The organism is Sphingomonas faeni, assembly GCF_003053745.1.
Classification (GTDB): domain Bacteria; phylum Pseudomonadota; class Alphaproteobacteria; order Sphingomonadales; family Sphingomonadaceae; genus Sphingomonas; species Sphingomonas faeni.
Window position 1 is genome coordinate 40,266 of sequence record NZ_QAYE01000009.1, and the last position, 18,483, is coordinate 58,748.

The 18,483-nt window shown below is 66.6% G+C and carries 14 protein-coding genes; 12 read left to right on the forward strand and 2 right to left on the reverse strand.

All coding sequences use genetic code 11. The features are described from left to right. The first annotated feature begins 14 nt into the window (after window positions 1–14). The 10 genes from C8J25_RS16025 (at window position 15) to C8J25_RS16070 (ending at window position 10,996) form a co-directional block, all read left to right on the forward strand. A complete protein-coding gene (locus C8J25_RS16025; protein ID WP_107955403.1) occupies window positions 15–299 on the forward strand; it encodes a hypothetical protein in 285 nt (94 codons plus the stop codon). Then, window positions 296–514 (forward strand): hypothetical protein, encoded by a 219-nt coding sequence (locus C8J25_RS16030; protein ID WP_093400484.1) that lies wholly within the window; start codon window positions 296–298, stop codon window positions 512–514. Before C8J25_RS16025 ends, C8J25_RS16030 begins: the two co-directional genes overlap by 4 nt. After that, window positions 511–1,017, forward strand: coding sequence for a hypothetical protein (locus C8J25_RS16035; protein ID WP_107955404.1), 507 nt, complete (start codon window positions 511–513; stop codon window positions 1,015–1,017). Before C8J25_RS16030 ends, C8J25_RS16035 begins: the two co-directional genes overlap by 4 nt. Then, window positions 1,014–1,439, forward strand: a complete 426-nt coding sequence (mce, locus tag C8J25_RS16040) for a methylmalonyl-CoA epimerase (RefSeq protein ID WP_107955405.1) — start codon at window positions 1,014–1,016, stop codon at window positions 1,437–1,439. Before C8J25_RS16035 ends, mce begins: the two co-directional genes overlap by 4 nt. Window positions 1,440–1,449: 10 nt before the next feature. After that, a complete protein-coding gene (locus C8J25_RS16045; protein ID WP_107955406.1) occupies window positions 1,450–2,235 on the forward strand; it encodes an enoyl-CoA hydratase-related protein in 786 nt (261 codons plus the stop codon). 151 nt (window positions 2,236–2,386) lie between these two features. Continuing rightward, the gene (gene scpA, locus C8J25_RS16050; RefSeq protein WP_107955407.1) at window positions 2,387–4,537 is read left to right on the forward strand and encodes a methylmalonyl-CoA mutase; all 2,151 of its coding nucleotides are present in this window, start codon (window positions 2,387–2,389) and stop codon (window positions 4,535–4,537) included. After that, entirely contained in the window at window positions 4,534–5,595 is a 1,062-nt protein-coding gene (gene bioB / locus C8J25_RS16055; protein WP_107955408.1) for a biotin synthase BioB, read from the forward strand. Before scpA ends, bioB begins: the two co-directional genes overlap by 4 nt. Beyond that, window positions 5,586–5,945 (forward strand): lysozyme inhibitor LprI family protein, encoded by a 360-nt coding sequence (locus C8J25_RS16060; protein ID WP_107955409.1) that lies wholly within the window; start codon window positions 5,586–5,588, stop codon window positions 5,943–5,945. The genes bioB and C8J25_RS16060 overlap by 10 nt, the downstream gene beginning before the upstream one ends. Before the next feature lie 52 nt (window positions 5,946–5,997). Continuing rightward, window positions 5,998–8,082 carry an acetyl-CoA carboxylase biotin carboxylase subunit gene (locus tag C8J25_RS16065; protein WP_107955410.1) on the forward strand — a complete coding sequence of 695 codons (2,085 nt, stop codon included), beginning with the start codon at window positions 5,998–6,000 and terminating at the stop codon, window positions 8,080–8,082. A gap of 526 nt (window positions 8,083–8,608) precedes the next feature. Then, window positions 8,609–10,996, forward strand: coding sequence for a DUF3772 domain-containing protein (locus tag C8J25_RS16070; RefSeq protein ID WP_107955411.1), 2,388 nt, complete (start codon window positions 8,609–8,611; stop codon window positions 10,994–10,996). On the opposite strand, the gene C8J25_RS16075 is transcribed toward C8J25_RS16070, so the two are convergent. Then, complete coding sequence (locus tag C8J25_RS16075; protein WP_146173361.1) at window positions 10,997–12,016, reverse strand: protein CsuE; 1,020 nt, start codon at window positions 12,014–12,016, stop codon at window positions 10,997–10,999. It lies immediately after the preceding gene. Between the two features lie 258 nt (window positions 12,017–12,274). Here C8J25_RS16075 and C8J25_RS16080 point away from each other — a divergent pair, with 258 nt between their 5' ends. Both C8J25_RS16080 and C8J25_RS16085 read left to right on the forward strand, forming a co-directional pair. Further along, window positions 12,275–13,582, forward strand: coding sequence for a sugar porter family MFS transporter (locus C8J25_RS16080; protein ID WP_107955413.1), 1,308 nt, complete (start codon window positions 12,275–12,277; stop codon window positions 13,580–13,582). Window positions 13,583–13,707: 125 nt separating this feature from the next. After that, window positions 13,708–16,290 carry a TonB-dependent receptor gene (locus tag C8J25_RS16085; protein WP_341871543.1) on the forward strand — a complete coding sequence of 861 codons (2,583 nt, stop codon included), beginning with the start codon at window positions 13,708–13,710 and terminating at the stop codon, window positions 16,288–16,290. Window positions 16,291–16,312: 22 nt separating this feature from the next. Here the strand turns inward: C8J25_RS16085 and C8J25_RS16090 are convergent, their stop codons facing one another. After that, entirely contained in the window at window positions 16,313–18,412 is a 2,100-nt protein-coding gene (locus C8J25_RS16090) for a TonB-dependent siderophore receptor (protein WP_244187157.1), read from the reverse strand. Window positions 18,413–18,483 lie beyond the last annotated feature (71 nt).

An 18,483-nucleotide genomic window follows, 5' to 3' on the forward strand; every position in this document is an offset into this window, starting at 1 on the left:
AAAGGAGTCGTGACATGCAGACCGAACGCGTGACGTTTCTGACTACGCCCGATCACAAGGCCGCGCTCGATGCCTATGCCGCGAATAGTGGCATGTCGGTCGGCCGGGTCGTGCGCGAAGCCACGACGCGGTACATCACTACACCGGCATCGCGGGACGAGGAGGCAGCGTTGGCGCTGCTGGCGCCGGAGATCGAAGCCGCGGTCGACGACATGAAGATGTCCATTCAGTCGATGCGTGAGAATATCGCGCGCACCTGCGCTGTGGTGGATGCGGTGTTGGCGGGCGAAAGACCGTGAGTGCGGGTGAGAAAGCATTCGGCGTTTTCAAGACGATCCTGACGCTGAAGGATCAGCTTGACGGCCTCGATCGCGACGTCGCCCAGCTTGGCGGGCGACTTGCTGGTCTTGCCGGTGCGCATGGTGATCTCCGTGATCGGGTTTCCCGGCTCGAGGGCATGATCGAGGGTGCGGCAATGGCCGCTGGTCGTCAGCAACGGAGGATCGAGGAATGATCGCGCTTCTCCTGCTCCAGACCGCCGCGGTATCCGCGCCTGCGCCCGCCTGGAAGCTCGCCGATCGCACCAATCCGGCGGGCGTGCGCAGCATCTCGGCGTCGGTCACAGGCAATGACGGTCTGTCGCGCTTCGTCGTAAAGTGCGACGTCGCGTCCGAGCCCATCGTGTCGATCCAGTTCATCCAGCCGCAGCCGCTCGGGCAGGGGCCGGACAAGGCGGTCGCGGTGCGCTTCGATGGCGGGCCGGCATTCAATTACAATTGGCAGTTCCCGGGGACTGGCACGTACATCACCGACCCCGAGGCGATCACGAAGCTGACGACGTTCCTCGTCAAGTCGAAGACGGTGCGGGTTGAGACCACCAACGGCGCGAGCTTCGCGGTGCAGGCCAACTTCGTCGCGCCGACCAGCGATGTGATGATCCGGCAGGTGCTGGGCGTGTGCGGATACACGCTTGGCGTGGTTCCAACACCACCGCCACCGCCGAAGGCGGCACAATGACGCTGGGCCGCCTCAACCATGTCGGGGTCGCGACGCCGTCGATCGCGAAGTCGGTCGAGACGTATCGCCTGTTGCTCGGTGCGACCGCGATCGGCGAGCCGTTCGATCTGCCTGCGCAGGGCGTGAAGGTATGCTTCATCGATGCGCCGAACACGCAGATCGAGCTGATCGAGCCGTATGACGAGAGTTCGCCGATCGCCGGCTTCCTGCGCAAGAACCCGGCCGGCGGGCAGCATCATGTCTGCTTCGAGGTGGCCGATATCCATGCGGCCGTCGCCGACCTGAATGCGAAGGGCGCGACTGTGCTGGGCGAGCCGCGGATCGGCGCGCATGGCACGCCGATCGTGTTCGTGCACCCGAAGGATTTCGGCGGCATGCTAATCGAATTGATGGAGACGCCGGGCGATACCGGCGCGCACTAGGAGAGATCTGATGGCCGCGTACGAGCATATCCTGAGCGAACGGCGCGGCGACGTGCTGGTACTGACGCTCAACCGGCCCGACCGGCTGAACGCCGCACCACCGGCGATGTTCGAGGAGTTGCGCGCGGCGCTGGGCGACCTGGACGGTGCGCGCGCGGTACTGATTTCAGGTGCCGGCCGCGCGTTCTGCTCGGGTGCGGATGTCGGGGGCGGGGCGCTCGGCTCCGACAATCCGGGCGAGGCGACGTTCGCGGCGCTGACCGGTAGTTACAATCCGACGATGACGGCGATCGCCGAGCTGTCGGTGCCGGTGGTGAGCGCAGTGCGCGGGCCGGCGGCGGGGATCGGCTGCAGCCTCGCGCTCGCTGCGGATTTCTGCGTCGCGAGCGAGAACGCGTATTTTCTCCAGGCGTTCGTGAATATCGGGCTGGTGCCGGACGGCGGCGCGTCGTGGATGCTGCCGCGATTGATCGGCAAGGCCCGCGCGACCGAGATGATGATGCTTGGCGAGCGCGTCCCGGCGGCGAAGGCGCTCGACTGGGGGATGGTGCACAAGATTGTTGCGGAAGACACTCTGGACGCCGAGGCGTTCGCCTTAGCTGAGCGACTGGCGGCGATGCCAACGATCGCGCTCGGACTGATGCGCCGGGCGATTACCGCGGCGTACGAAACGGATTACGCAACCGCGATGCAGGCCGAGGCAGCCAACCAGCGCGATGCGCGCGGGTCTGCGGACTCGATGGAGGGCGGCCGCGCGTTCCTGGAGAAGCGCAAACCGGTGTTCACGGGCAAATGACGTCCGCCTCCAACACCACCCCGGCGGTTATAGTCACCACCCCGGCGGAGGCCGGGGCCCAGTTAGGCAACGGTCGATTGGCTGATGCTGCGCTCCGTTACCTAGACCTTTCCAACTGGGCCCCGGCCTTCGCCGGGGTGGTGTTTTCAGCATGACCGACAAGCTCGAATCCGCTTCAACTCTCGCCGATTGGCAGGCGCTCGCCGCCAAGGAAGTAAAGGGCGCCGACCTCACCTGGCCGACCCCAGAAGGCATCGACGTCAAGCCGCTCTACACCGCAGAAGACGTCACCACCGACCCCGGCCTCCCCGGTTTCGCCCCCTTCACCCGCGGTGTCCGCGCGTCCATGTACGCCGGCCGACCGTGGACGATCCGCCAATACGCAGGCTTCTCCACCGCCGAAGCCTCGAACGCGTTCTACCGCCGCAACCTCGCCGCCGGCCAGAAGGGCCTGTCGGTAGCGTTCGATCTCGCCACGCATCGCGGCTACGACAGCGACCACCCCCGCGTCACCGGCGACGTCGGCAAGGCGGGCGTCGCGATCGACTCGGTCGAGGACATGAAGATCCTCTTCGACGGCATCCCGCTCGACAAGATGTCGGTCAGCATGACGATGAACGGCGCGGTGATCCCGATCCTCGCCTTCTTCATAGTCGCCGGCGAGGAGCAGGGCGTCGACCGCAAATTGCTCGACGGGACCATCCAGAACGACATCCTCAAGGAGTTCATGGTCCGCAACACCTACATCTACCCGCCCGAGCCGAGCATGCGGATCATCTCGGACATCTTCGGCTACACATCGCGCGAGATGCCCAAGTTCAACAGCATTTCGATCAGCGGCTATCATATGCAGGAGGCGGGGGCGACGCAGCTCCACGAGCTCGCCTTCACGATCGCCGACGGCATGGAATATGTGAAATACGGCGTCGCGTCCGGCCTCGACATCGACAAGTTCGCCGGCCGCCTGTCGTTCTTCTTCGCGATCGGCATGAACTTCTTCATGGAGATCGCCAAGCTCCGCGCCGCCCGCGTGCTCTGGCACCGCGCGATGACGCAGTTGGGCGCGCAGGACGAGCGCTCGAAGATGCTCCGCACGCATTGTCAGACGTCGGGCGTTTCGCTGACCGAGCAGGACCCGTACAACAACGTCATGCGCACGACGATCGAGGCGATGGCGGCGATGTTGGGCGGCACGCAGTCGCTCCACACCAACGCGCTCGACGAGGCGATCGCGCTGCCGACCGACTTCTCCGCGCGGATCGCGCGCAACACGCAGATCGTGATCCAGGAAGAGACCGGGATGACCAAGGTCGTCGATCCGCTCGGCGGCAGCTATTATATCGAGAGCCTGACGCAGTCGCTGGTCGACGGCGCATGGACCCTGATCGAGCGGATCCAGTCCGAAGGCGGCATGGCGAAGGCGGTCGCGGCAGGCTGGCCCAAGGCGATGATCGAGGAAGCTGCAGCCGGGCGGCAGGCGCGCGTCGATCGCGGCGAGGACGTCATCGTCGGCGTCAACAAGTACAAGCTCGCCGAACAGGACGCGATCGAGATCCTCGACGTGGACAACGTTGCGGTGAGAGCGGGCCAGATCGAACGAATCAACCGGGTAAAGGCCACGCGCGATGAAGCCGTGTGTCGGGCTGCGCTCGACGCGTTGCGGGAAGGGGCGAAGGGCTCCGACAACCTCCTCGCGCTCGCCGTCGAATGCGCCCGCGCCCGCGCCACCCTCGGCGAAATCTCCTCCGCGATGGAGGACGTGTTCGGCCGCTACGGCACGCAGCCCACCCCGGTCTCCGGCATCTACGGCGGCGCGTACGAGGACGACGCGCGTTGGACCCGCCTCACCGACGGCGTCGAGGCGACCGAGCGCCGCATGGGTCGCAAACCCCGCATGCTCGTCGCCAAGATGGGCCAGGACGGCCACGACCGCGGCGCCAACCTCGTCTCGTCGATGTTCGGCGACCTGGGCTTCGAGATCGTCCCCGGCCCACTCTTCCAGACCCCCGCCGAAGCCGCCGCGCTCGCGCTTGAAAAGGATGTCGACATCGTCGGCGCCTCGAGCCTCGCCGCCGGCCACAAGACGCTGATCCCCGAGCTGATCGGCTATCTCCGCGAGGCAGGCCGCGCGGATATCAAGGTGATCGCGGGTGGCGTTATCCCTGCACAGGACTATCAGGCGCTGCGCGATGCCGGGGTCCAGGCGATCTTTGGACCCGGCACCAACCTGATCCAGGCCGCCGAGGACGTGTTGAAACTCCTCGGCCACAACATGGCCCCGCAAGAGGAAGCCGCCGAATGACCGATACCCTCCTCCGTACTCTCGCACATGCAGTGGCTCCGAGCCTGGTGCGCGATGCTCCCGTTTCCCGCACCGACTGGACCCGCCCTGAGATCGCCGCGCTGTTCGACCTTCCGTTCGACGAACTCATGTTCCGCGCGCAGACCGTCCACCGCGCGCATCACGCTATCGGCGAAGTCCAGCTCTGCACGCTGTTGTCGATCAAGACCGGCGGCTGCCCCGAGGATTGCGGCTATTGCTCGCAGTCCGCGTCGTCCGACTCTGGCCTCAAGGCGGAAAAGCTGATGGACGTCGACGCGGTCCTCGCTGACGCCGCGCAGGCCAAGGCCGCGGGCTCGCAGCGTTTCTGCATGGGTGCCGCCTGGCGCAACCCGAAGCCGCGCGACATGCCGAAGGTCGTCGCCATGGTCGAGGGCGTCCGCGCGATGGGGCTCGAGACGTGCATGACGCTCGGCATGCTCGACGCGGACCAGGCCAGGCAGCTCGCCGACGCGGGCCTCGATTACTACAACCACAACATCGACACTTCGCCCGAGAATTACGGCAACGTCATCACCACGCGCACCTTCGGCGATCGCCTCGAGACGCTCGCGAACGTCCGTGACGCAGGGATTTCGGTCTGCTGCGGCGGGATCGTCGGGATGGGCGAGACGCGCAGCGACCGCGTCGGCTTCGTCCACGCGCTCGCCACGCTGCCGCGCCACCCCGAGAGCGTCCCCGTCAACGCGCTGGTCCCGGTCAAGGGTACGCCGCTCGGTGACATGCTCGCGGGTACGCCGATGGCGCAGATCGACGACATCGAGTTCGTCCGGACGGTCGCGGTCGCGCGGATCACGATGCCGCTGAGCATGGTCCGCCTGTCGGCCGGGCGCGAGAGCATGTCCGAGGCGACCCAGGCGCTCTGCTTCATGGCCGGCGCGAACTCGATCTTCACCGGCGACAAGCTGCTGACCACTGGCAACGCTGGCGACAGCGCCGATGCGACGCTGCTGGCGAAGCTGGGGATGAAGCCGATGGTCGGCGCGGAGCCGATGCGGGAGACCAAGACATGCTGCTGATCGCACTATTGATGGCCGCCGCGCCGATGCAGGCGCAGGCGACGATGAACCGGTCCGCCGGTACGAGTTATGCCCAGGCGGATGCGGCGATGACCGCGCAGTGGAACCGGACGTACGCCTACATGAAACGGCGCGACGCGCAGGACGGGTCGCGTGGCGGCGGGTTCGGCTATGCGGCCGCGCTGTTGGAGAGCCAGCGTGCTTGGCTCAAGTTCCGCGATACGCAGTGCGTGATCGAGGGCGGGCAATATGCCGGCGGTTCGGCGCAGGGCATGACGATTGCCGGGTGTCGGACCGACCTGACGCAGGCCCGTACGAAGCAGCTCAAGACGATGATGTGGTACCAATAACCAGTCCGCACCCGGACCGCGTCCGGCAAGACGGCACAGAGTAGGGCGAGTGATGTTCAAGAAAATCCTGGTCGCCAATCGGGGCGAGATCGCGTGCCGCGTCATGCGGACCGCCAAGGCGATGGGCATCAAGACCGTCGCGGTTTATTCCGACGCCGACGCGCGCGCGCCGCATGTGCTGATGGCCGACGAGTCCGTCCGGCTCGGGCCGGCACCCGCCGCCGAAAGCTATCTCAAGGCCGAGCTGATATTGCTGGCCGCCAAGGAAACCGGCGCGGACTGCATCCACCCCGGCTACGGCTTCCTCTCCGAGCGTGAGAGTTTCGCACTGGCCTGCGCGGACGCCGGGATCGCGTTCGTCGGGCCTCCTCCGAAAGCGATCGCCGCGATGGGCGACAAGATCGAATCGAAGAAGCTCGCCAAGGCCGCGGGCGTCAACGTCGTGCCGGGCTATCTCGGCGAGATCGACAGCACCGATCACGCGGTCGAGATCGCCGGCGGCATCGGTTATCCGGTGATGATGAAGGCATCGGCCGGCGGCGGCGGCAAGGGCATGCGGCTCGCGTACAGCGAACAGGACGTCCGCGAAGGCTTCGAGGCGACCAAGCGCGAGGGGCTTGCCAGCTTTGGCGACGACCGCGTGTTCATCGAGAAGTTCATCGAATCGCCGCGCCATATCGAGATCCAGCTGATCGGCGACCAGCACGGCAACATCGTTTATCTCAACGAACGCGAATGCTCGATCCAGCGGCGTCACCAGAAGGTCGTCGAGGAGGCGCCTTCGCCGTTCGTCACGCCTGCCATGCGGAAAGCGATGGGGGAGCAGGCGGTCGTTCTCGCGCAGGCTGTGGGCTATTATTCGGCGGGAACGGTCGAACTGATCGTGTCGGGTGCGGACACGACGGGGGAGGGGTTCTACTTCCTCGAGATGAACACCCGGCTGCAGGTCGAGCATCCGGTGACCGAGGAGATCACCGGGCTAGATCTGGTCGAACTGATGATCCGCGTGGCGGCCGGCGAACCGCTTGGATTCACGCAGGACGAGGTGAAGCTCAACGGCTGGTCGATCGAGAACCGGGTGTATGCAGAGGACCCGTATCGTGGGTTCCTGCCGTCGATCGGTCGCTTGGTCCGCTACAACCCGCCCCTCCCGTTCGCGCTGAGCGAAGTCGAAGGGCATGCCCCGAGCGATAGTGCTTCGACTTCGCTCAGCACGAACGGGGAAGGGGTGGCGGAGTCCGCAGAACCCCGAATCCGTGTCGACGACGGCGTCCGCGAGGGCGGTGAGGTCAGCATGTTCTACGACCCGATGATCGCCAAGCTCATCACCTGGGCCCCCACCCGCGACGCCGCGATCGCCGCGCAGATCGCCGCGCTCGATGCGTTCGAGCTGGAGGGGCCGGGCAACAACATCGATTTCCTCTCGGCGATCATGCAGCATCCGCGCTTCCAGTCGGGTGCGCTCACCACGGGCTTCATCGCAGAGGAATATCCCGAAGGCTTCCACGGCGCCCCCGCCGACGCCGCGTTGCTCAAGACGCTCGCCGCCGTCGCAGCCTTCGCGGCCACGGCAGAAGCCGACCGCGCGCGCCGCATCGACGGCCAGCTCGGCAAGCGTCTCCGCCCGCCCGCCGACTGGTCGGTGACGATCGACAAGATCGACCACGCGGTGACGGTCTCGACCGACGGCATCATGGTCGATGGCGAAGACCTCGACCTGGCGCTCGAATACACGCCCGGCGATCGCATGGTGGTCGCCGACGGCCACGGGACCGATGGCGACGAGCACCTCACGATCCGCATCGCCAAGGCCCGCGCCGGCTTCAAGCTGACGACCCGCGGCGCGAGCCATGTCGCCCGCGTGCTACCCGCTCGCGTCGCGCCGTACACCGCGCACCTGATCGAGAAGGTCGCGCCCGATCTGTCGAAGTTCCTGATCTGCCCGATGCCAGGTCTGCTGGTGCGGCTCGACGTCGCAGCGGGCGACAAGGTTGAGGCGGGGCAGCCGCTCGCGGTGGTCGAGGCGATGAAGATGGAGAACATCCTGCGCGCCGAGAAGACTGGCACGGTGAAGTCGGTCGCGGCGAAAACTGGTGACAGCCTCGCGGTGGATCAGGTGATTCTCGAACTCGACTGAGCGACGAGCGGTCTAGTTCTGCCCTAGCCAACGCCCATCGCGCCCCGCCATGCCGGACTCGTTCCGGCTCCACCGTCCGGCACACCTGATAGAATTGAGTGTGCGGAACGGTGGGCCCCGGCCTCCGCCGGGGTGACGGACTAGGGTGGAAGCGCGCCTTGTTCTAGCTCGCGCGAAAGAGGCGGACCGCACTTCCTGTTTCCCCGCGAAGGCGGGGACCCAGCCTGGGCTCCCGCCTTCGCGGGAGAACAAGGAAGCGGGGTGGCGACCGTGTTTTCGACATCGCATCCCGACGGGAACGCCACCCCGGCGGAGGCCGGGGCCCAGTTGGGAGCGGCAGGTGGCCGAGGCCGACGCCCCGTTACTGCGACCTTTCCAACTGGGTCCCGGCCTTCGCCGGGGTAGCGCATGTAACAAGAGAGGCACCACTAACAGCAACGCTTACTAAACTAGCGATTGCGTCCCAACCCGGTCCGACCCCGCCACCCCCTCCCGTTTCCGGCCCCGTCGCTGTAAAGCACCCCGGATGACCCTCCTCCGTTACCTCGCCGCGCTGCTCCTCCTAGTCACCGCGCTCCCCGCGATCGCGCAGGACGAGCCCAAGGTCGCGACCGTCGCAGCGAGCCTCACCCAAGCCTCCGCCGAACTCCAGGCGATCGACGACGCGACCCCCGCCGCGCGCGACGACAAGGCGCGCCAAGCTCTCCGCACCCGCGCGCAAACCGTGCAGACCACCGCGGCCGACGCCGTCCGCACGCTCACCCCCGAGATGGCCCTCGTCCAGGCGCGCGTCACCGAGCTCGGCGCCGCCACCCCCGGCGTCGTCGAGGCGCCCGAGATCCGCGCGCAACGCAAACTCCTCGCCCAGAGCCAATCCGGAATCGATTCCGCGATCAAGCGCGCGCGCCTCATCGGCATCGAGGCCAAGCAGCAGATCGACGACATCGGTGCGGCTGAGGCAGAGGAACTCGGCCAGCAATTGTCCGAAAACACAGGCTCGCCGCTGTCGCCGACCTTGTGGGCCGCGATCGTCGACCACCTGCCCCGCGACACTTCGCGGCTCATGCGGTTCGCCAATGTCGAGATCCGCCAGTTCGGCGCGCGGTTCGACATGCGTGCCGGCACCGGCCTGCTGATCGGGATCCTCACCGCGCTGGTCCTGATCGTGCCGCTACGACGCTGGCTGCACGGCGTCGGCCGGCGCTACGCGACCAACCACGCGCCCGGCGGTCGACTGCGCCGCTCGGCCTATGCGCTGTGGCTGGTCGTGATCGGCACCGCGCTGCCGGGCCTCGCCGCCTGGGCGATCGTCGCGTCGCTGCGCTGGGCCGGGCTTGTCTCCCCCGCCTGGAGCCGGTTCGGCGCGCTCTTCGTCGGGATCACATGGTTCTGCGCGTTCGTGTCGTCGCTCGGCGGCGCGCTCCTGTTGCGCGGCCAGTCCACGTGGCGGCTGCTGCCGATCGGTGACCCGGCCGCGCAGGCGCTGCGCCCGTACACCTGGATGGCCGCCGGGCTGATCTTCTTCGGCCAGTTGCTGATCGCGACCAACACGCTGATCGGGATAAGCGCGCCCGCATCGAGCGCGGCCAACGCGGTCGTCGCGCTGCTGCATATCGTCCTGCTCGGCGCGATCCTGGTAACGCTCGGCCGGTTGCGCGCCGCCGCGCTGCCCGACCCGACGAAGCCCGCGCGCAACACGCTGCTTGCGATCGTCGCGACGCTCGTCTGGCTGGTCCTGCTGGTGACGCTGATCGCAGGCCTGATCGGCTATGTGAATTTCGCCTTCAAGGTTGCGACGTGGTTGCTGTGGGGCGCGATCGTCGGGGCGACGCTGTACCTGATGATGACCTTCACCGACGATGCGTGCCGGACGTTGCTGTCGAGCGGCAACCGTCTCGGCCGTTCGGCGAACAGCGGTTTCGGCGTCGACAACAAGACCGTCGACCAGATCGGCGTGCTGCTGTCGGCGGTCCTCCGGCTGCTGCTGATCCTGCTCGCGGTCGGCGCGGTAATGGCGCCGTTCGGGGCGGGCGTCGGCTCGGCTTTCGAGCTGTTCGGGACGGTCGCGAACGGCGTGACGATCGGCCAGGTCACGATCTCGCCGGGCGCGGTGCTGCGCTCGATCGCGGTGCTGTTCGTCGCGCTGGCGATCATGCGCGGGCTGCAGCACTGGCTGGTGAACAGCTATCTGCCGACCACCGCGATGGATGCCGGCGCGCAGAATTCGGTGATGATGGTCGCGCGTTATGCCGGGATCATCGCCGCGGTGCTGTGGGCGCTCGGCGCGCTCGGGATCGGGATGGAGAAGCTGGCCGTGGTGCTCGGCGCGCTGTCGGTCGGGATCGGTTTTGGCCTGCAGGCGATCACGCAGAACTTCGTGTCGGGGCTGATCCTGCTGGCCGAACGCCCGGTGAAGATCGGCGATCTCGTCCGGATCGGCAACATGGAAGGCGACGTGAAGCGCATCAACGTCCGCTCGACCGAGATCCAGGTGGCGGACCGCTCGACGCTGATCGTGCCGAATTCGGAGCTGATCACCAAGACGATCCAGAACATGACGCTGGCGGCGCCGATCGGCCGGATCCAGCTGCAATTCTCGGTGCCGCTCGAGGAGGATCTGGATGCGGTGCGGACGATGCTGTTCGCGGCATTCGCGGAGAAGCACGAGGTGCTCGACGATCCCGAGCCCAAGGTGTTCATCGATTCGATCGACGCCGGCCGCGCCAAGTTCAACTGCTTCGCGTACGTGGCGAGCCCGCGCGATGCCTATCCGATGCGCAGCGAACTGCTGTTCACATTGCTCCGCCAGTTCCGCGAGGCAGGCATCGAAGTCGGCTCGACCGCGACCAAGATGGAGCTGGTCGGGGGCCTTCCCGACTTGCGATCGGCGGACGAGCGCTCTGGCCCTGCCTGATCATTTCACCGAATAGGGGATCGAGATCGTATAGGCCGTGCCGGCTGCCATCACCCCTTTCGGATTGAACTGGACGGCGGTGACCAGTCCCTGCGTCGCCGAATCGCCCGCGATAGGCTTGTAGCCCCACACGTCGCTGCCGCTGGCAAAGTCGACATCATCGCTAGTGTCCGAAGGCGACAGATACTTGAATTTCAGCCCCGTCGTGCCGGTCGTATCGCCAGCCTGCACGACCGGCCCCGACCCAGCACCGTCGCCATCCAGCGCCACGCGCAGTCCGGTGGGGGTAGGCAGCGTTACCGTCAGCGTATCGAGGTCGAGCGGTACGATGTCGGGATTCTCAATCTTCACGATCATGCGCAATTTCGAACCGGGAATGGCCTTGGGATTGTTGGTCGACGCGGACGCCTCCCAGGTGGTTCTCTGCGAGATCGAGACGATCGCGCCTTTTTCGGCGACCGTCATCTTCATGTTGACGATCCCGCTTGCGCTGCCGGTATCGCTGAGCACGCAGACGTCGAGTCCGAGTACTTTTACCCCAAGCAACGTGCAGAACGACCAGTCCCATTTTACCTCGAAGTTGCCGGTATAGACGCCGGGTGCGAGGCGGGTCGTGCTTCGCGCCTTCAGGTATAGCGGTACGGCGGCGCGCGTGTTGGTCAACAGCGATGTCGTGCCGTTGATGATGGTTCGCGGCGTGCCGGCGGCCAGCTGGTTTTGCCCCCCTGAATCCGCGGCCAGCAGATAAGTGGCGGTCGCGCCAGCAGGAGATTTCAATGTGTAGACGGTACCGGACTTGACGGTAACGACCAGGCTGTCGCTACTCATCAAAGCCAGCAGCGGCGTGGAGTTGCAACCGAACGATCCGGTCATGGCCACGTACGGCATCGCCGACGGAAGCTTGTCGGTCGAGAATAATGCGGCTGGCGAAAAGGTGCCGAGGTCGACCGGCGGTACCGGTGGCGACCCTGCAGGTGGTGTTGGCGTTACGGCACATGCGGCCAAAGCGGGGGTTGCCACCAGACCGAGACAGAGTGCTACGACCCCGGCCAAGCGCCTGATCATACGTATTGGCCTCAATCGCCGACCGTGATCGATATTCACCGCGTACCTCGCACCATGCTACCGGCGTAGCGCTAGGGGTAAGTCGTTAATGCGTTTTGAAGAACCGAAAACGGGTGTTTTCGCGCGTCGAAATGGCAGGCGATGGTCTTGCGGAGGCGCGTAAAACGTTCACAACACGGTGATGACGATCATTCCTTCGCGACACCGCGCCCAATGAGCGCACAGCCCCGCACGATCCTGATCGCGAGCGTCGCCACAGCCGCGCTCGCAGGGCTGTTGTTCGGCTTCGACACCGCGGTGATCGCCGGGGTGACCGGCGCACTCAAGGCCAAGTTCGCGCTCAGCGAGGCGTGGCTCGGTTTCACCGTGTCGTCCGCGCTCTGGGGTACGTTGATCGGCGCGCTGTTCATCGGCACGCTCGGCGATCGCTACGGCAGCCGCAACGTGCTGCGTATCCTCGCCTTTCTCTACGTCGTCACCGCGCTTGGCTGCGCGCTGGCGTGGAACTGGCACAGCTTCATCGGCTTCCGCTTCATCAACGGCATCGCGATCGGCGGCTCGTCGGTGCTCGCGCCCGCCTATATCGCCGAACTCGCACCGCCTGCGCAGCGCGGCAAGATGGTCGGCGGCTTCCAGTTCGCGGTCATCCTCGGCATCCTGCTCGCCTATGTCTCGAACGCGGTCATCGGTTCGCTCGATATCGGCGACGTCGAGTGGCGGTGGAAGCTCGGGATCGTCGCGGCACCGTCGCTGGTGTTCTTTGGCCTCCTGTTCCGTATCCCCAATTCACCGCGCTGGCTGCTCGCCAAGGGCCGCGACGTCGAGGCGAAGCAGGTGCTCGCGCTGGTCGGCATGAGTCCCGACGTCGCGCGCGCCGAACTCGATGCGCCCAAGGGCGATGCGTCGTTGTCGTGGACGCGCCACCGCAAGCCGATCACGCTCGCCTTCCTGGTCGCGATGTTCAACCAGTTCAGCGGCATCAACGCGTTCCTCTATTACCTCAACGACATCTTCAAGGCGTCCGGCGGCAGCCTGTCGCCCGACCTGCAAGCCGTGATGATCGGTGTCGCCAACATGGTCTTCACGCTGCTCGGGATGCTGTTGATCGACCGGATCGGCCGCCGCACGCTGCTGCTCTGGGGCTCGGCCGGCATGACCGCCGCGCTGACCGTCGGCGGGTTGGCGCTATTGGGAGTTCTGCCCAACTGGCTGCTGCTGCCGTCGCTCATCGTCTTCATCATGTTCTTCGCGCCGGGTTCGGGCGCGGTGATCTGGGTCTATATCTCCGAGGTCTTCCCGCAGAACGTCCGCGCGCGCGGATCGAGCATCGGGTCATCGAGCCACTGGGGCTGGAACGCGGTGATCGCGCAGGTCTTCCCCGTCGCCGCGGCATGGTCGGCAGGCGCGCCGTTCCTGTTCTTCGCCGCGATGATGGCGGTGCAGTTCGTGACCGTGTTCCTATACTTTCCCGAGACCAAGGGCGTGCCGTTGGAGGAGATGGAAGCGCATATGTCGCGATAAGCCGCGCTTGTGACGAAAGCACCGCCGAACCGGCACAATCCTGCGACAATTGCCGCCTAATCGGCATGCTCGATCATCGGGGTGGAACGGGTATGCGCAGTTTGGGTCTGGTTCTGGCAGTGAGCATGCCCGCAATGGCGGCCGCGCAACAGGCACCGTCGCGTCCCGCCGCCGCACCCGCCGCGCAAGCGCCCGAACAGGACGAGGGCGCCGAATCCGAGGAGATCGTCGTCACGGGATCGCGCAAGCTGCCGGGCGCGGTGATCGGCGACATCCCACCCGACCAGACGCTGGGCCAGGCAGAGATCCGGTCCTACGGCGTCAGCACGGTGTCGGACCTGCTCAACGAACTCAGCCCGCAGACCACCAGCGGTCGCGGCAGCGGCGGCGCGCCGGTCGTGCTGCTCAACGGCCGTCGCATCTCCAGCTTCAGCGAGATCCGCGACATCCCGACCGAGGCGATCCAGCGCGTCGAGATCCTGCCCGAGGAGGTCGCGCTCAAATACGGCTATCGCGCGGACCAGAAGGTCGTGAACTTCGTCCTGCGCCGCCGCTTCCGCGCGGTTACCGCAGAGGCCGCCGACACGCAGGCGACCGAGGGCGGGGGCAATACCCCCAAGGGCTCGCTCGACATGCTCAACATCGCCCGCGATCGCCGGCTCAACTTGCACGTCGAATATACGTCGAGCGAACCGCTGACCGAGTCGCAGCGCGACATCCTCCAGCCTCAGCGCACCGCGAACAGCGCGCTCGGCGTGGACGGCAATGCCGTCGACCAGCGGCCGTTCCGCACGCTCCAGTCCGCGACCAGCACCTTCACCGCGAACAGCGTCTATGCCCGCAACATCTTCGGCAACATCGGCGCGACGATCAACGGCCGCCTCGAATCGACCGACAGCCGCAGCCTCAACGGCTTGCCCGTCGTCGCGCTGACACCGTTCGGCAGCATTACGGCCATCAACCGCGCGATCGAGGACGACGGCGTCCTGCCGTTGACCCAGCGCACCTCCTCGATCGCCGCGCATCTCGGCACCACGCTCAACGGCGATATCGGCACGTGGCGCTGGAACGTGACGGGCAATTACGACCGCAGCGACACGCAGACCTTCACCGAGACGGGCCTCGACGCGAGTGCCTTCAATGCCCTCATCCGCGCCGGCGATCCGACCGCCAACCCGTTCGGCCGCTTGAGCGCGAGCGACTTCGGTGCACTGCCCGGCAACCGCGCCTATGCGACGCAGAGCACCGGTGAACTCGATGCGGTCGCGAACGGCAATCTCTTCTCGCTGCCCGCAGGCTCGGTCTCGACGACGATCAAGCTCGGTGCCGAAACCGCCGATTTCAAAAGCCGCTCGTACCGTACCGTCAACCTCCTGGGGGTCGATACGCAGGGGCGGGTGTCGCGCGACACGGTCAATGGCCAGGTCAATGTCGACGTGCCGCTGACGAGCCGGTCGAAGGACGTGTTGCCGTTTCTCGGCACGCTGTCGGCGAACTTCAACCTTGCCGAGGACCATCTGTCGGACTTCGGCACGCTGCAAACGCTCGGCTACGGCGCGAACTGGTCGCCGATCGAGGGCGTGCGCGTGATCGCCTCGGTAACCGACACCGACGAGGCACCGACCGCACAGCAACTCGGCAACCCAGCGATCACCACCCCCAACGTCCGCGTGTTCGATTACGTGCGCGGCGAGACCGCGATCGTCACGACGATCAGCGGCGGCAATCCGGGGCTGGTCGCGGACAACAACCACGTCAAGAAAGTCGGGCTGACCCTGAAGCCCTGGTCGGCCAAGGACCTGTCGATCACCGCCAACTATGTCGAGAGCCGGGTCGACAACCCGATCGCGGCGTTCCCCGCCGTCACGGCGGCGATTGCGGACGCATTCCCCGGTCGCTTTCAGCGCGATTTAGAGGGCAATTTGTTGCAGGTTGATCGCCGGCCGATCAATTTCGCGCGCAGCGATCGCTCCGAACTGCGCTGGGGGATCAACTTCTCCGCGCCGCTCAAGTCGAAGATCCAGCGTGAACTCGAGGCCTATCGTGCCGGCACCGGTCCCAACCCGTTCGAGGGTCTGCAACCCCCCGGCGGCCGTCGTCCCGGTGGCGCAGGCGGCGATGGACCGCGCGGTGACGGTGCGCGTGCCGGTGGTGGTCCAGGCGCAGGTGGCCCCGGCGGCGGCGGCGGACGTGGCTTCGGCGGACGTGGCGGGCAGGCCGGCGGCCGCATCCAGTTCGCGGTTTACCACACCTGGCACTTCACCGACCGCGTCCTCGTCGCAGACGGCGGCCCGAGCCTGAACTTGCTGAACGGCGACGCGATCGGCAACAGCGGCGGGCAGGCGCGTCACGAGTTGGAGGCGCAAGCCGGGTACACCAACAACGGCCTCGGCGCGCGGATCTCCGCCAACTACGCGACCGGCACGCGCGTCAACGGCGGCACGACCGCCGCACCCGAGACGCTCAACTTCGGCGGCCTCGCCACCGCCAACGCGCGGCTGTTCGCCGATCTCGGCCAGCGCCTCGAATGGGTGAAGGCGCATCCATGGCTGCGCGGCATGCGCGTCAGCCTGTCGGTCGACAACGTCTTCAACACCCGCCAGCGCGTCACCGACGCGACCGGCATTGTGCCCAACACCTACCAGCCCGACTATCTCGACCCGCTCGGCCGCACCGTCCGCCTCAGCATCCGCAAGCTGTTCTTCTAACGGGGACTAAGGTCGCCGCGGATCACTGGCTCAGGCGGACCGACAGCCGGACCGTCCGCGGCGCCCCCGGGAAGATCCACACCGGGCTGTACGAACTCTGCGCGAACCGGGCGTCGAACAGATTGTCGGCCTCGGCGCGCACCGACAGGCGCCGCGAGACCGCGTATTCGACCGCCGCCTTGGCCTTCAAATAGTCGGGCAGGACGAGCCCGCTGGTGTCGATCGCCCCGGCGCGCTTGCCGACATAGCTCGCCCCTGCGCTGACCGAGGGCCCGCGCCCCTCGTCGTCGAGGAAGCGCCCGATCGCGAACAATGTCGCGGCATGTTCGGGCACGTTCAACACGCGGTCGGTCGCGAAGATGCTGTCGTCGGTCCGCGCGCGCGTCCAGGCATAGTTCGCGACGACCTGCCACTGCTTGGCAAGGCGCACCGACGCGTCGAACTCGATGCCCTTGCTCGACAGCTTCCCGACCGGCGCGAGGAAGTTCGGATCGACCGGGTCGTTGGTCAGGATGTCGCGCTTGGCGATGTCGAAATACGTCACCGCGACGTCGATGCCCGGCAGCGCAGCGGTGCCACCGATCTCGTATCCCTTGCCGCGTTCGGGTGAGAAGCCCTGGTTGTCACGCCCCGTGCCCGAGTTGAGCAGGAAGCTCTCGCCCCAGTTCGCATGGACCGCAAAGACGTCGCTCAGCGCGTAGCGGCCACCCAGCCGGAAGTTCACCGGCTCGTCGACCGTGCGCCCGACCACGCCGGTACGGTTGTTGCGGATCTGCTGGCGATACGCGTCGAAGCGGACGCCGCCGGTCAGCGTGAACCGATCGGTCACGTCCCACATGTCCTGCGCATACAGCGTGGCGGACCGCCGCGTCTCGTCATTGTCCGTGAACGGCGCCAGCGGCAGCGCCTGCCCGCCGTAGACCGGCGCGAACACGTCGATCGCATACGGGTTGGCCGCGGTCGGGTTCCGCCGCAACAGCCCCTCGTGATAGTCGAGCGTATAGCCCTTCACGCCGACGCTGGCACGGTGCGCGCCGAATCGTCCGGTCAGTTCCAGCCGCGCGGACAGGTCGTCGACGGTGTAGTCGCGCGCGCGTCGCTGGCGCCACAGCGTCTGGCCGCCGACGAGCCGCGACTGGTCGGACGAGAACCCACGGAGCGATCCCGTCCGCCAGGCCACGCCGCCGTTGAGCGAGATACGGTCGTCGAGCCGCGCCTCGCCGGTCAGCTGGTGTCGCTGGTTGCGAAACCGCGTCGTCCCGTCGCCGGGCTCGCCGTAGAAGCGCGATCTTGGCAGCGCGTTGGCGTCGCCGCCGATCGCCGGGATGCCGCGGTCGAACGGCGCGTCGAACCGCGTGATCTCGCCGACATAGGTCAGCCGAAGGCCATCGCGCGGCGCCCAGGTCAGCGAAGGCGCGACGACGCGGCGACGCAACGGCACGAAATCGCGCCAGCCATCGCTGTCCTCGGTGGCAACGACGATCCGCGCCGCGATCGTGTCGGACAGCGGACCGGTTGCATCGATCTCGACGCGGCGCGTATCGAACGAGCCATAGGTAAGCGTCGCGGTCGCGCCAGGCGTGAAGCGCGGAGTCTTGCTGACGATGTTGACGCGACCGCCCGGATCGATGTCGCCGAACAGCGCGCCGGCCGGACCCTTCAACACCTCGATCCGCTCGGTCGTCGCCGGATCGCGCGGTGGCGCGAGGCCACGATTGGCGAGGAACCCGTCGACATAATATTCGGCGCCGCCGTCGGGCGTGCCGAGGAACCCGCGGATCGCGAAATTGTCGAGGAAGCCGCCGCGGTTGTTCTGGTTGCTGACGCCGCTGACGAGCTCCAGCGCGTCGCCGAGCCGGTACGTCCCCGCCGCGGTGAGCAGGTCGCGTTCGAGCGAGCGACTGGATTGCGACATGCGTTCGGTGGCGAGGTCGGACGACAGGGTCCGATCCGCCCGCGTGCTGCGCGTACCGAGAACGACGATCGTCTCGGCCTCGTCATCGACCCGTCGTTCCTCGCGCTCCGGCTCGCGGTCGGTCTTGTCCTGCGCCTCGGCAGTAACGGGGCAGGCGAGCAGCAGAAAAATGCTGGCGAAGGCGATCGATCGTGGACGCGTCGACAAAAAATGTTGCCTTCTCTGTGATGATGTAACATCGCGATTGGCGGAGGTGCTTCGATCTTGTCAACCGTTTT

What these genes read in the sequence shown, in the direction of transcription:
- C8J25_RS16025 (WP_107955403.1), top strand. Translation starts at nt 15, where the DNA reads ATGCAGACCGAACGCGTGACGTTTCTGACTACGCCCGATCACAAGGCC.
- C8J25_RS16035 (WP_107955404.1), top strand. Translation starts at nt 511, where the DNA reads ATGATCGCGCTTCTCCTGCTCCAGACCGCCGCGGTATCCGCGCCTGCG.
- mce (WP_107955405.1), top strand. Translation starts at nt 1,014, where the DNA reads ATGACGCTGGGCCGCCTCAACCATGTCGGGGTCGCGACGCCGTCGATC.
- C8J25_RS16045 (WP_107955406.1), top strand. Translation starts at nt 1,450, where the DNA reads ATGGCCGCGTACGAGCATATCCTGAGCGAACGGCGCGGCGACGTGCTG.
- scpA (WP_107955407.1), top strand. Translation starts at nt 2,387, where the DNA reads ATGACCGACAAGCTCGAATCCGCTTCAACTCTCGCCGATTGGCAGGCG.
- bioB (WP_107955408.1), top strand. Translation starts at nt 4,534, where the DNA reads ATGACCGATACCCTCCTCCGTACTCTCGCACATGCAGTGGCTCCGAGC.
- C8J25_RS16060 (WP_107955409.1), top strand. Translation starts at nt 5,586, where the DNA reads ATGCTGCTGATCGCACTATTGATGGCCGCCGCGCCGATGCAGGCGCAG.
- C8J25_RS16065 (WP_107955410.1), top strand. Translation starts at nt 5,998, where the DNA reads ATGTTCAAGAAAATCCTGGTCGCCAATCGGGGCGAGATCGCGTGCCGC.
- C8J25_RS16070 (WP_107955411.1), top strand. Translation starts at nt 8,609, where the DNA reads ATGACCCTCCTCCGTTACCTCGCCGCGCTGCTCCTCCTAGTCACCGCG.
- C8J25_RS16080 (WP_107955413.1), top strand. Translation starts at nt 12,275, where the DNA reads ATGAGCGCACAGCCCCGCACGATCCTGATCGCGAGCGTCGCCACAGCC.
- C8J25_RS16085 (WP_341871543.1), top strand. Translation starts at nt 13,708, where the DNA reads ATGCCCGCAATGGCGGCCGCGCAACAGGCACCGTCGCGTCCCGCCGCC.